This is a genomic window from Shouchella sp. JSM 1781072 (assembly GCF_041949915.1).
In the GTDB taxonomy this organism is placed as follows: Bacteria; Bacillota; Bacilli; order Bacillales; family Bacillaceae_D; genus Shouchella.
Map to the genome: position 1 here is coordinate 163,951 of NZ_JBHFQE010000004.1, position 12,911 is coordinate 176,861.

The window sequence follows — 12,911 nt, forward strand, 5'->3', positions numbered from 1 at the left end:
TTTACGAAGTAACACGAAACGATAACTGACCTAACTCACCGTAATCAACATGCACAATATCACCACTATTTAAGTGAAGAGCTTCCGTGATCCCACCAGTTAAGATCGGTTGATCTTTCTTTACGCCCTTGCCACTTTTACTTAACATTCTTGCAAGTCTAGCAACAGACTCAGCAGGATGACCAAGTACAGCCGCTCCTGTTCCAAAAGCTTGTGTCTGTCCATTTATTTTTACCGTTACCCCAAGAACATCTAACTCAAGTGCTGTAGGTAGGCTCATTTTATACCCGAAAATAACTCCAGCTGCGGAAGTGTTATCAGCAATTACGTCTGGTAATGTGAAATTAAAATTCTCATAGCGACTATCAATAACCTCCACCGCTGGAAAGATATAGCGAGTGTGTTCAATGACTTGCTCAGCTGTTACATCCGATCCATACAAATCTTTTTCTAAGATAAAACCAATTTCAGGCTCCATCTTTGGATGAATGAAATTCGACATGGACACTGGCTCGTCTTCATCAATAAGCATATTATCAAAAACATACCCAAAAATTGGATCTTCTACATTCATTTGCTCCATTTTCGCTTTACTTGTTAGCCCCATCTTCGGACCAATTACAGACAACCCTTCTCCCACCTTTTGTTCTATTAGATGTTCTTGAATGAGATACGCCTGTTCAATTTGTAAATTTGGATAGAGTGAAGACGTAATTTTTGTTATTTCTTGTTTGTTTTTTTCAGCCTGATAAACGTAGTCAACTAACTGTTTCAATTGAGTGGCTTCCATTTTCCCTCTCCTTAAATGTCGTTTATAAACTCTACACTTACATGACCGATTGAAGAAAATTTCGCTGTAACCTTATCACCGGGATTTACTTCAATTGCTCCAGAGAGTGCACCGGATAGGATCACTTCTCCTTCTTCAAGAGTTAAGTGATAGTTTGCTAATTTATTTGCAAGCCAAGCAACACATTTTGCTGGATGATTTAAAACAGCAACTCCCACACCTGTGTTTTCAATTTGATCATTTTTGTACAGCGAAACCCCTATTTGACGTAAATCTATGCCTGTAAGGGAAATTTTCTGATCACCTAATACGTATAGCCCGGATGAAGCATTATCCGCAATCGTGTCTCTTAACGTCAACTTCCAATCTTCAATCCGACTATCTATTATCTCGATAGCAGGAACAATATATTCGGTCGCTTGGATTACATCAAATGCACTTATATTTGGTCCTTTTAATGTTTTCTTTAACTTGAACGCAATCTCTGCCTCTACCTTAGGCTGTAACAATTCCGATTGTTTTACTTTTCCTTGATGACGGACGAGCATATTATTAAAAAGATGTCCATAGTCTGGTTCGTTTACTCCAAGTTGCACTTGCATCGCTTTGGAGGTTAAGCCAATTTTTTTCCCTGTAATGACTTGACCCTCATCTAGAAAACGCTGCACTTGTGCTAATTGAATTTGATAGGCATCTTCAACAGTCAGTTCAGGTGCCAAAACCGTTACTGGTTTTACACCAGTATTTTTCCTCCACGCACTTTGCAGATGTTCGCTTAACATTTTATAATCTACTGGAGTTTGAGATCTCATAACTTACCTCCTTTACAGCTTCAATGTGACGTTCGTTAACTCTGTGTAAAAATCAAAGCTATGAACACCACCTTCTCTGCCAATTCCACTGTGCTTCATTCCGCCAAAAGGTGTCCTTAAATCTCTTAAAAACCACGTGTTTATCCAAACAATGCCTGCTTCAATTTGTGCACTCACTCGTGTTGCTCGCTTTATATTTGTTGTCCATAAACTAGCACTCAATCCATAATGGGAGTCATTAACTTGCTTCAATACTTCTTCTTCTGTTTTAAAAGGAATAACGGTTACAACTGGTCCAAAGATCTCTTCTCTAACACAACGAGCGTCTTTATCCAATCCAGTTATAATCGTTGGATTTACATAATATCCCTTTTTATGTTCATTTGCGATTGTTCCTCCCGTTTCAAATTGCCCTCCTTCTTTTTTAGCGATATCTAAATAACGCAATACTTTCTCATAGTGCTCTTTACTTACGAGCGCACCAACATACGTATCTTCATTAAATGGATCTCCAACTTTTAACGTCTTTGTACGTTCAACAAACCGTTCAATAAATCGCTCGTAAAGATCCTCTTCAACATAGATTCGAGACCCACATAGACAAACCTCACCTTGATTAATAAAACTTGAACGAATCGTTGTGTCAATCACATCATCCAAGTCAGCATCTGCAAAAATGATATTCGGATTCTTGCCTCCTAATTCAAATGATAACTTTTTTAGCGTAGGGGCTGCTGCCTTCATGATTGCCGTTCCTGTCACCGTCTCTCCTGTGAAAGCAATTGCGTCTACATCAGGGTGTGATGATAAAGCAGCTCCTGTTTCGCCAAGACCATGTACAAGGTTAACAACACCGTCAGGAATACCAGCTTGTTGACAAATATCAACTAATACCGTTGCCGTCATCGGAGTAATTTCGGATGGCTTCATGACTACTGTATTTCCGGCAGCTAATGCGGGAGCAAGTTTCCAGGTCATTAGAAATAGAGGCAAATTCCACGGATTGATAAGACCAACTACACCTACTGGTTTCCTTATTGCATAATGAATCGCTACATCATCTTGTTGGTAGGCCTCAGTCCCCATAGATGTCATATAATCTGCAAAGAAATAAAAATTATTGGCCGCTCGATCAATATCAACTTTCTTTGATAGCCATAAAGGCTTTCCAGTATCTAACGTTTCTAACATGGCTAACTCATCTTTACGCTCTAAAATTAAATCGCCAATTTTTCGAATCGTGTTTGATCGCTCTTTTAACGTCATTACTTTCCATTTTCCTGATGAAGCTGCTTTAGCCGATTGAACTGCTCTGTCTACATCCTCTTTTTGACCTAATGCAACATCTCCTAGCTTTTCTTCTGTAGCAGGATTCATGTTCTCAAAAGTTTGATTCTTCTCTGATTGCACATAAGCTCCATTGATAAAGTGTGAACAATTCATTGTCTTCTTCACATGACTCATAGTTGTCATAATAGATCCTCCTCTTATTCAAACATTGTGTTTATTATAGGAAAGACCTCTAGCATGCAAAACAAATAAATTCTTCTATACGCAACAAAATTAAATAAATATTTCATTATCTACACTAAACCCTTTATAATAAGAGATAATTATCAATATTCTTGTTCCTCTATAAGAAAAAGGAAGGAAGTAAATATGAAAAAAAAGTCTGAATTGCCACAACTGTTATCTTCAGTCGGGAGTGCTTTGAGAATTTTAAAAAGCTTTTCAACTTATGAACCTGTAAAAAAAATTACTGAATTAGCAGATGAACTTCAGCTAGCTAAAAGTACAATTAGTCGCTTAGTAGCAACCTTAGTGAGCGAGGGGTTTTTGGTGAAAGATGAACATTCACGAGGATATCGATTAGGTTTATCTGTGCTCACTCTTGGCGGGATTGTGACTAATAATTTAGAAATTCATAAAGAAGCTGCACCCGTTCTTGGTAAACTAGTAAATAAAACTGGGGAAACCGCTCATTTAGCCATATTAGATGGCATTAATACTATCTATATTCATAAAGAAGAATGCCATCATCCTGTAAGAATCCTTACACATATCGGTCGCAAAAACCCATCTTATTGTACAAGTTCTGGCAAAATTCTTCTGGCTTATAATGATGAAAGCCTTATTGAACAAACAATTCAAAATGGGTTGCAACCCTACACGAAGTATAGTATTACCGACCCCGATCAATTAAAAGCTGAATTAGCACTTGTTAAAAGACAACAATATGCTGTTAGTACAGAAGAATTAACTGTGGGAACAAAGTCACTAGCCGCACCAATTCGAGATCATACTGGTCAAGTTGTTTGCGCAATCACTATAGTTGGTCCCATCCAGCGAATGAACGATTACAATCTACCTGAAATGGCAAAGCGTGTAATCGAGGCTGGGAAAGAAGCTTCTCAACGTCTTGGTTATGATGAACGATACTTCCGACATTTCCCTAAACGCTGAATTTTTTCAAATATCCCGAACAAAAAAAGAATCTTTCTCGCTCAGAAAGATTCTTTTCGCTTCTACAGATAAGGATGAGTTGTTTGTTCAATCCTACGATATTTTTTTCTTTTCGTCTTCCGACTCTTGTTGTTTAGGTCCGTCTTGTTTCTGTCTAGATCGCTGAATCAAAAAGTATAAAAGAATCCCGACGACAAGTCCTGGCGCAGCACCATAAATCGCAAGAACAATCGCCATAACACCTGCTACACCCATCTCGGTTTCAGTTTTTATTTGTTGCATGCCTACTGTAATACATAAGTAGCCGGTGAGGATGAGCGTTAACGCTAGTGCAATTGGTAAGAACGGTTGAAAAAATGTGACTACTGGTAATAAGAATATGCCTATTGAAAAAGCAATTGATAACGAATTCATACCTGAGAAAATCGAATCCATCGACGTTCGTCCGTTTGTGTATCGTTCAGCAACCGTGGCTGTTCCTGCCGTGAAAATCGGACCCGCCATACCTGGATGTGGAACAAACAATGCATTTAAAACACTTCGAAAAAATGTCACCATATGCACTTGTTTAAAAGTGTATTCAATTTTTTCATCTGGACGGAACTGTTTCACCCGCTCAATTAATTTGTCTCCAACGATAATATCGCCATATGCAATTACGTACGCTAAAATGGCAATCGGAATCGCGCCGATAAACATTTCAATTGTTGGAAAGCCAATGACGAATGGCGTAATATCCCACACTGCCCCAAAAGATGGCGTTGTAATTCCCCATTCCACGTTTGGTGTGGGATATTCCCCAACAGCCCAACCGATAAAAATGGCAATAAAGATCGCCGGTATAATCCCAAAACTCGCGATCCTTCCAACGAGCTTTTTCCGTTTCGACAACGCTTTAAAAGAAAGCGAGAACATCATATAAAAACATAGTAAGGTTCCTATTGTTATTGCGACAGGTGTCTCTGTTAATCTGCCCCCAGGCTGGATTTCTGCCATAATAGCCGTAATTCCAGCTCCAATTAGAATTCCAGCTTTAAGTGAGGCTGGTAATGTTTTGACTAGGATTTCACCAAGACCTGTTTTTCCAAACAATAAAAAGATAACGGCAAGCATGATTTGCACCGCAATGACAGCTTGGATCGCTTCTGTTCCTGGTTCATATCCTTCCAAAAACAAAATTAGGACGGGAATTAAAGCTGTTATAAATCCACCAACAAACGGGACGCCCATTATAGACGGGAGCAGCATTAAAAATTGATTTAAGATGGTAATGGTCAAGGCTGCTTCATAAGAAATCCCCATTACACTTGTCATAATCTCAATCATACTTAACCCAACTGTAAACAGTACAATCCCTTGAATGATTTCTGGTAGTTCAAGCTTAAAGTGGACAAAAGGGATACGAATTTTATATTGACCTAAAGCCCAGTAAGGTTGTTCATGACCAGGCTTTCGTTTATACATGGACACGGGCTTGTTCACCTCTTTTCTTCTGAAATCGCTTACAAATAGATGCGAAAAGAGAATGAAAAGCGTGTTGCTCGCTTTCCATTCTAAGAATTACGCTTTAAAAGTGGCCTCGACTGTTCCTAATGTCGAAAATGCACAATGAATCGTATCATCATTTCCTACTTCAACAGCAGCGGAAAGCGCTCCTGAAAGAATGACTTCTCCAGCGTGTAGCCCTATGCCATGTTCAGAAAGTGCATTGGCGAGCCAGGCGACACATGTTGCTGGATTTCCTAATACATCTTTGCCAGACCCTTCATTGATTAGCATTCCATTTTTATATAGGTTCATCTCAATTTCTGCTAAATCGATTTCTTGCGTCAGTTCTAGTTTCTTTTTCCCTAATACGTACCGTCCGCAAGAGGCATTATCGGCAATCGTATCTGGCAATGTGATTTCCCAATCTTTAATTCGACTATCGACAATCTCAATTGCTGGTGCAATATAATCGGTCGCTTCCATAACATCAGCCGTTGTTACATTTGGGCCTTTTAGATCTTTCTTTAAGACAAAAGCAATTTCACCTTCTGCCTTTGGTTGGAATAACGCATCCAACGATACCGGTGTCTCTTCTATTTCTTCCATCGACTTGAGAAGATGACCATAATCAGGCTGATCGACTCCCAGAAGTTGTTGCATAGCTAATGATGTTAGGCCGATTTTTTTCCCAACAATCGTTCCTCCATGACTTTCCCAGTTCTGAATCGTTTTAAGTTGGACTTGATACGCCTCGTGAATATCAAGGTTTGGAAACGTACGTGTTAAAGGAGCGATCGACTGCTTGTTTGTGTAAGCAGAGTCTAAACGGCGGTATGCTTCATCTATTGTTGTTTGATTCATGGCATCATCCACTTTAGACATGCGCTTTCTCAGTTAAATAGTCAATCGTGACTTGATTGAAGGCTTCTACTTGCTCCCATTGTGGCCAGTGACCTGCATCTTTAATAACCGTTAACTCGCTTCCAGGAATCATCTCTTGAATCGGTTTTGCTTGTTCAACCGTTGAAGTTGGATCATGATCGGTCCAGGCAAGTAACGTTGGTGCTTTGATTTTGCTGCACCATGACGGATCCCAAATATACTGCTTTCTCGGCTCTACTTCTTGTAAATGAACAATATTGTACACCGCACGTTGGTAAGAGGGCTGCGTGTAAATTTTATACCTTGCTTCAATAAGCTCTTCGGTTACTTGGCTTTTATCGTACATGAGCCACTCTAATCGCGTTTTTACATTTTCATAGCTCGCTTCGACAACTGCTTTAATCGTTGATGCTTTTAATTTTGCCATAATCTCTGGATCACTGTTCACGTTTCCAGGTGTGTTCAAAACCATTCTCTTTACATACTGCGGATGATGTGCAGCAAACCAAGCAGCTACCCAGCCACCAAGTGATTCTCCTGATAAAAGCACTTCTTTTAAATCAAGCGCTTTGATAACCGCGAGTAAATGATCGCTGTATAAGTCAATTCCATATGGCTTATCAGGCTTATCTGTATACCCATGGCCTAGCATATCAATACAAATGACGCGGAATTTCTCGCTCAACCCTTTCATGTTCCGTCCGTACGCTTCGATATGTCCGCCTGTACCATGTAGTAAGATTAGCGGTTCCCCTGATCCTGCTTCAAGCACGCGAGTTCGAATGCCATCTGCATCAAGATAATAGAGGCTATATTGCAAGTCTTGCATATCTGTCCAAAGTGTCATAATTGTTCCTCCAAAATAATTAGTTTGTTATTTTTGGCTTGACCCAATCTTTTGTGATTGGCGTTGTTTCTACGAAGCTTTCTGGAACAGAAGGTCCCCACCATAATCTACCTTTTTCCATATACTGCTCTTTTGTCCAGCCAATAGGTGGTAAGTCTTGATCGCGGTTATAATCTCCAGAGTAAATTTCAATCCGGTGACCATCGGGATCTTTAATATATAGGAAAAATGCATTTGTTACGCCGTGTCTTCCTGGTCCATACTCGACTGCATCACGGTAGCCAGCATCGGCAAGTAAATCTGCTGTACGAACAACGGCTGCCACACCATCGACAACATATGCGATGTGATGCAACGATGCTTCTTTATGCTTTACAAGCGCGACATCATGAGTCGATGTTTTCGCTCTTGTCCAAGCTGCATATTTTTCATCGCCATCTTGCACGTATTCAGAAATACTAAAGCCAATTTCCTGCCAATAGTCCAGCGCATTATCTACACTGGGAACACGAATATTCATATGGTCAATTCGTACTGGTGGAATGCCGTTTTGTAAATGCGTATGTCGCATAGGTAACGCATCGACGCCAAGAACACCTTGCCCTACCTTGATTTGTTCCATATCATGATAAAACTCAACCGGGTGTCCGTCCGGCTCTGCTACACGTAAAATCGATCCTCTTCCCGGATGAGGGCTGTCGTGTACCCACTCTGTCTCGATGCCCATTTCTTGATGCTTTTTCTCTAAGAATTCCAGATGCTCGGGGCTGGATACACGTAAGCCAAAGCTTCCTAGTGCTGCTTCTTTTTTCTCTGTTAACACGAGCGTGTAACGATCGAATTCATCAACAGCTTTTAAATATAAACTTTGTGCAGTACGTTCAACTTCAGTAAAGCCGAGTACATCTACATAAAAATGTTTTGAGGCATCGAGATTTGTTACAAACAATTCAATTTGACCTAAACGTAAAATCATATTTTTCATCCCTTTTTTAGTTTCTTATAAGTTCAACTTGCTCGTTCCATTCAATGAAAAGTGGTTCTTGGTTCGGTTCAAAGTTGGGCTTTCCTGACTCCAACGTGACGCGTCCTTCTCTGCAAACCGTGGCAACATCGATATAGCTTTTTTCACCTTGAATCATACGAATATGATAGCGTCCAGGTGTTGGCACCGTATAATAAGGCTTCACGACTACCGAACCATTCACTCGCTCACACTCCGTTTGATAAGATTCACCTAGCAAGGTTTTCATTTTGGCTACGTTGCCTTGATGCAGGCATTGTCGGATTAATGTTGAACTGATTTTCTCTCCATCCCACTCGACTTTGTCTACTTCAATCACTTCAAGATCCGATTGTCTTTGTTTTAAAGACGCTAAATTTCCTTCTCCTTTATAGCCATACGCATAGTCAAATCCTGCAACCACTGCTTTCGCACCTAAGTGGAGCAAATAGTTTGTTTCAAAACTCTCCGGTGATAAGCGAGCAAACGCTCGATTAAATTCGACGATATAAAAGAGGTCTACCCCCATCATCGCAAGCCGTCGCTCTTTTTCTTTGATCGGCATTAAATGATTGAACGCCTGTATATCTTTTCCTAAAACGGTTTTAGGATGAGGAGAAAAACTCATGACCGCTAACGAGAGCTTTTTTCGATCGGCTATTTGTTTAGCCTTATCGATCACAGCCGAGTGCCCGAGATGAAGCCCATCAAAATTCCCTAGAGCCAGCACGCTTTGTTCTGTTGAATGGTGTTCTTGAATCGTGTCTTTGTCTAAATAGATGGTCTTCACCTTACAACCACTCCTTTACTTTAGTAGTACGGCCTCTTCTCCTTGTAGTGCGCGGTATTTCCCACTATAAAATACTAGTGGTTCCTCATCTTCAAGTTGAATGTCGAGGACTTTGCCGACAAATAATGTATGATCGCCCTCGAGATACTCTGAAGATACTTCACACGCAATCGAAGCAACGGCTTTTGGAATAATCGGGGTTCCTTCAAGGTAAGCAAAATCGATTTCTTTTTTTTCTTTGATTTGTCCTGCAAACAACATAGAAAGTTCTTGTTGGTTATCTGCTAGAATGTTAACGGAAAATTTACCACTCTCTTGAATTCTTCCTTTTAGCTTCGCCTTCTCACCTACAGAAATGACGATCATTTGTGGATCCAGTGATAGCGACATAAACGCGTTGGCTGTCATGCCGTATACGTTTTTTTCTGTTTCCGTTGCAATAACCGTTACGCCTGTTGTAAATTTCCCCATTGCTTGGCGAAATTTTTGACTATCCATCATTCTTTCCTCCCCTTTCAATTAACCTCTAACGCCACTTTCAAAGCCAAATAACTCTTGTCCATATGCTGCCACTGAATCTTCATAAAGTGATGTTTTATGTGTAGCGACGGCAAGAATATCTCTAAAAAATAATTCGATTAGTCCGCCTTTATAAAGCGCGCCGCCCCCTAATGTAAGCAAAACGCGTAACGCAATTTCACTACATGTTTTAATGATCTTTGTACGAATAGCAAAAAATTCAGCTGCTGTTGTTTGTTCGCCATCACTCTCGTAATTCTCGAGTAAATCAATATATTTATCCATTAATGCTTCAGCTGCTTTAAATTCAGTTGTGATTTCTGCTAGCACACGTTGGCTTCGTGGAGACTCACTTTCTGTAACACCATCCATTAAACGTACACGCTTTTCTGTCATTCTTTTAAATTCTGAGATGATGCGCTCTGTTCCACCAAGCGCAATCTCTGGAAACCCAAAGTAAAATGCAGGGAACATTGGGACATGATAAAGGGGATAACTCGCATCATAATTCGACTCAACCGGTCGTCTTGTTTTTTGTGACTGTTCTACACGGAAAATGCGTTCCATCGGGACATACACATCTTCGAGAACAATTTGGTTGCTTCCGCTTCCTCTTAATCCAAACGTGTCCCAGTTTTCAACAATTTTCACTTCAGATGTTCGTACAAGAGGCAAACACATCTCTGGTCGATCACCGTCTGGCATTTGAATTTTCACACCGATCCCAACCCAGTCACTATGATTAACGCCACTTACAAAATTCCACGTACCACTTACTCGGTAGCCATCGCCATCTTTTTTTGCTGTACCGACAGCGGCAAAGATGTCGCTAATCAACCCGCCTTGGTTAATGATTTCTTCCTGTCCTTCTTTTGGTAAGTAAGCTGGTAGCATATTATGAAGTGGATATAAGTAAGCAAGCCATGCTGCTGAGATGTTATACGTTGCAATCGTTCGTACCACTTTACCAAATGTACGTATGCTAACTTTTGGACCTTCGTACTCTTGAGGAAGCATCATTCTCGTCAATCCTGTTTCTTTCATGAGATCAATGACTTTTGCAGAAACATTTGCTTCTTTTTCAGCATATTGTGCCTCTTCTTCTGCTAATTTCCCAACTCGATGTGCTAAGTCCAACATTTCTTTTTCTGAAGTTGTTTTTGGTTCTACAGCAAGATTACTCATCTTTCGCACCCTCTCTATTTCAATAATTTGTTTACGCTTTCATTTTTCTTAATTCTTAATTTATCGCAAGTAAGCGTTTTCTCATAGAACACTAACTGTCTAAGTTTTTCTTTTTCTCTGGCTGTTTTTGTTGGTTTTACAGCAACATTCCTTAAAAGAAAACAGTCACGCTAAAAAAGCGCCACGATAACGGGCGCTCTGTCGCTGTCTTTACGTTAATGCCAATTCTTCTAAAACCACAAGTGCTTTTAATAATAAAAACAGTGAATGAGCTTCACTAGGCTTACGTAAATCACGATCAAGTAATTCTTCTAACCGTTGAATTCGATGACGTAATCCGCTCATTGATAACGCTAAGTCATCCTTCGTTCTCTCTAAATTCCCGCCGTTCTCAAGAAAATAATAAAGAGTCTTTAAAAGTTCGGCACGTTTTTCTTCTTTTAGTTGGTAGATCTCTTTCAGCTCTTTTTTTGCCATAACGTGGAATTCATCTAGATGGCGCGTATTTAGTAAAAGACCGACAATCCCAAGGGTTTCATAAGAAACGATTGCTTTTTTTATTGCAAGTCTTAGCGCAATCGTCGCTTCATGATAACGATCCTTGATCTCCACAATCCCTTCACCGTTTTGGCTAAGACCTATCTTCACATAGGTTTGTGGAAATTCTTCTGAAAGATGCTGTAAATACTTATTTAACACGTTTTCAATTTGTCTTTCAGTTAGATCAGGCAAATAAAGAATGACATTCGTTTCTCGCAACGTAGACAACACCGCTAACCGTTCTTTATTAAAAAATTGAAAAGTAGCTTCCATTATATGTTCGTTAAATGCAAACTCTTCTTCTATTGAGTCAACATCATTTACATATTCCACAACAGCAATATAAAAAGGTTTGTTTAAATTAAAACCGATATATTTTGCTTTATTTAACAGTTCCGATGTAGAACTCTTGTTTTCAAGCACCTGTTCAAAAAAATTGCCTTTCATTCGCTCATAGGAATCAAACCTCGTTTTTTCATTTAGCAAAATTAAAGCTACTGCATTGGCAAAATGCTCAAGAAAGAGAAATTCTTCCTTCGTTTGTTGTTCCTTTTGTTCTTTTATTAATAGAGAGCAATAGCCATAGATTTCGTTTTCAACCATAACTGGGACGATGCACCGTAAGTAGCCGTCTAGCTCCATTATTTTTTTTCGAAATGGTACAGCATAGCGTTTCCGATTTTTCACTACATGCCCAGGTAACTTTTGTTTACTTTCTGCATCAATGACTTTAATTCTTTCTTCGGAAATGCCCGCAAACGAGAGGGGATCTAACTTTAAATCGTCAATAATGAGCGGGCGTTTAATAATTTCATAGGCCCGATTTGTTAAAGTTTGTAAGTCGCTTCCATCTACAATTTCTTTTGTTAATAAGTTTTGGAAAGTAGATAATTTTGTAACTAAATTCGTTTGATCGAATAATTGGTCGTATGTGTATTCTAGCTCCTGCACGATAGGCGATGAATGTTGATTATAAATATCTTCATGGGCATCTTGCTCCCACTCTTCTTTTAAACGAATCACCCAACGACATTCCGCATGTCCTGCCCCTGTACATGTTAGTTCACGCGCAATGAGTTCCCGTTCAAAAATGGTTGACATAAAACCACTTGAATAGCCAAGCAACGTGTAACAAACTGGGGTATCCGCTATACCTAATCGCTTTTTGTGCTCATATGCTTCATAAGAGCCAATCCATGTTCCTTTTCCCGTTACCGATTTTAATTGGTCCCCATCGTATTCAACCTGACATTTATGTTCAAAACCTTGAATATGCCCACTTTTCATGTGAAGTTTTGGTCCTTCTATAATTAATTCTTCAATGGTTTTGTCGGTTTTCTTTGCTTCTTTTGCATCGTGAACGCCCATTTCGTAGCCATAATGAAATAAAAAGCTATCAATTCGTTGAATGCCCAAATTTTCAACGAGTTTTTCTCTTAAAATACCTAGTGCGGAAGTGGATGATGCAAGTTTTCGCTCTTCATTAATAATGTGCGGCTCTTCTCGATGACTCTTTTCTTTGATCATAAAGCTCATCTAACGTCCCCCTACTAAACAATTGGCTTCCTTAACTGTAATTGAAAGCGCATCCA

At 39.6% G+C, this 12,911-nt stretch carries 12 protein-coding genes; 1 reads left to right on the forward strand and 11 read right to left on the reverse strand.

All coding sequences use genetic code 11. From position 1 onward, the window contains the following. Position 1: 1 nt before the first annotated feature. Genes ACE1TH_RS18915 through ACE1TH_RS18925 form a run of 3 tightly spaced genes read right to left on the reverse strand, consistent with a single transcriptional unit; the run spans position 2 to position 3,075 of the window. The gene (locus tag ACE1TH_RS18915) at positions 2 to 790 is read right to left on the reverse strand and encodes a 2-keto-4-pentenoate hydratase (protein WP_375079745.1); all 789 of its coding nucleotides are present in this window, start codon (positions 788 to 790) and stop codon (positions 2 to 4) included. A gap of 11 nt (positions 791 to 801) precedes the next feature. Next, positions 802 to 1,602, reverse strand: a complete 801-nt coding sequence (locus tag ACE1TH_RS18920) for a 2-keto-4-pentenoate hydratase (protein ID WP_375079746.1) — start codon at positions 1,600 to 1,602, stop codon at positions 802 to 804. Positions 1,603 to 1,614: 12 nt separating this feature from the next. Beyond that, positions 1,615 to 3,075, reverse strand: coding sequence for an aldehyde dehydrogenase (locus ACE1TH_RS18925; RefSeq protein WP_375079747.1), 1,461 nt, complete (start codon positions 3,073 to 3,075; stop codon positions 1,615 to 1,617). A 186-nt stretch (positions 3,076 to 3,261) separates the two neighbouring features. On the opposite strand from ACE1TH_RS18925, the gene ACE1TH_RS18930 reads away from it, so the two are divergent. Further along, positions 3,262 to 4,065, forward strand: coding sequence for an IclR family transcriptional regulator (locus ACE1TH_RS18930; protein WP_375079748.1), 804 nt, complete (start codon positions 3,262 to 3,264; stop codon positions 4,063 to 4,065). Between the two features lie 93 nt (positions 4,066 to 4,158). Here the strand turns inward: ACE1TH_RS18930 and ACE1TH_RS18935 are convergent, their stop codons facing one another. The 8 genes from ACE1TH_RS18935 to ACE1TH_RS18970 form a co-directional block, all read right to left on the reverse strand. Further along, entirely contained in the window at positions 4,159 to 5,547 is a 1,389-nt protein-coding gene (locus ACE1TH_RS18935) for a solute carrier family 23 protein (RefSeq protein ID WP_375079749.1), read from the reverse strand. A 78-nt stretch (positions 5,548 to 5,625) separates the two neighbouring features. Beyond that, the gene (locus ACE1TH_RS18940) at positions 5,626 to 6,435 is read right to left on the reverse strand and encodes a 2-keto-4-pentenoate hydratase (RefSeq protein WP_375079750.1); all 810 of its coding nucleotides are present in this window, start codon (positions 6,433 to 6,435) and stop codon (positions 5,626 to 5,628) included. Further along, positions 6,428 to 7,282, reverse strand: a complete 855-nt coding sequence (locus ACE1TH_RS18945; protein ID WP_099305233.1) for an alpha/beta fold hydrolase — start codon at positions 7,280 to 7,282, stop codon at positions 6,428 to 6,430. Before ACE1TH_RS18945 ends, ACE1TH_RS18940 begins: the two co-directional genes overlap by 8 nt. A gap of 19 nt (positions 7,283 to 7,301) precedes the next feature. After that, positions 7,302 to 8,258, reverse strand: coding sequence for a 3,4-dihydroxyphenylacetate 2,3-dioxygenase (hpaD, locus tag ACE1TH_RS18950; RefSeq protein WP_375079751.1), 957 nt, complete (start codon positions 8,256 to 8,258; stop codon positions 7,302 to 7,304). Positions 8,259 to 8,274: 16 nt separating this feature from the next. After that, positions 8,275 to 9,075, reverse strand: a complete 801-nt coding sequence (locus ACE1TH_RS18955; protein ID WP_099305237.1) for an FAD synthetase family protein — start codon at positions 9,073 to 9,075, stop codon at positions 8,275 to 8,277. Positions 9,076 to 9,090: 15 nt separating this feature from the next. Beyond that, positions 9,091 to 9,573, reverse strand: a complete 483-nt coding sequence (locus ACE1TH_RS18960) for a flavin reductase family protein (RefSeq protein WP_176554482.1) — start codon at positions 9,571 to 9,573, stop codon at positions 9,091 to 9,093. Between the two features lie 21 nt (positions 9,574 to 9,594). After that, the gene (locus tag ACE1TH_RS18965; protein ID WP_375079752.1) at positions 9,595 to 10,779 is read right to left on the reverse strand and encodes an acyl-CoA dehydrogenase family protein; all 1,185 of its coding nucleotides are present in this window, start codon (positions 10,777 to 10,779) and stop codon (positions 9,595 to 9,597) included. 210 nt (positions 10,780 to 10,989) lie between these two features. Further along, positions 10,990 to 12,855: a XylR N-terminal domain-containing protein gene (locus tag ACE1TH_RS18970; RefSeq protein WP_375079753.1), complete on the reverse strand. Its 1,866-nt coding sequence runs from the start codon at positions 12,853 to 12,855 to the stop codon at positions 10,990 to 10,992. Positions 12,856 to 12,911 lie beyond the last annotated feature (56 nt).

Excerpts from the sequence above, each read along its gene's own strand:
- ACE1TH_RS18915 (WP_375079745.1), bottom strand. The coding sequence starts at position 790 with ATGGAAGCCACTCAATTGAAACAGTTAGTTGACTACGTTTATCAGGCT.
- ACE1TH_RS18920 (WP_375079746.1), bottom strand. The coding sequence starts at position 1,602 with ATGAGATCTCAAACTCCAGTAGATTATAAAATGTTAAGCGAACATCTG.
- ACE1TH_RS18925 (WP_375079747.1), bottom strand. The coding sequence starts at position 3,075 with ATGACAACTATGAGTCATGTGAAGAAGACAATGAATTGTTCACACTTT.
- ACE1TH_RS18930 (WP_375079748.1), top strand. The coding sequence starts at position 3,262 with ATGAAAAAAAAGTCTGAATTGCCACAACTGTTATCTTCAGTCGGGAGT.
- ACE1TH_RS18940 (WP_375079750.1), bottom strand. The coding sequence starts at position 6,435 with ATGTCTAAAGTGGATGATGCCATGAATCAAACAACAATAGATGAAGCA.
- ACE1TH_RS18945 (WP_099305233.1), bottom strand. The coding sequence starts at position 7,282 with ATGACACTTTGGACAGATATGCAAGACTTGCAATATAGCCTCTATTAT.
- hpaD (WP_375079751.1), bottom strand. The coding sequence starts at position 8,258 with ATGATTTTACGTTTAGGTCAAATTGAATTGTTTGTAACAAATCTCGAT.
- ACE1TH_RS18960 (WP_176554482.1), bottom strand. The coding sequence starts at position 9,573 with ATGGATAGTCAAAAATTTCGCCAAGCAATGGGGAAATTTACAACAGGC.
- ACE1TH_RS18965 (WP_375079752.1), bottom strand. The coding sequence starts at position 10,779 with ATGAGTAATCTTGCTGTAGAACCAAAAACAACTTCAGAAAAAGAAATG.
- ACE1TH_RS18970 (WP_375079753.1), bottom strand. The coding sequence starts at position 12,855 with ATGAGCTTTATGATCAAAGAAAAGAGTCATCGAGAAGAGCCGCACATT.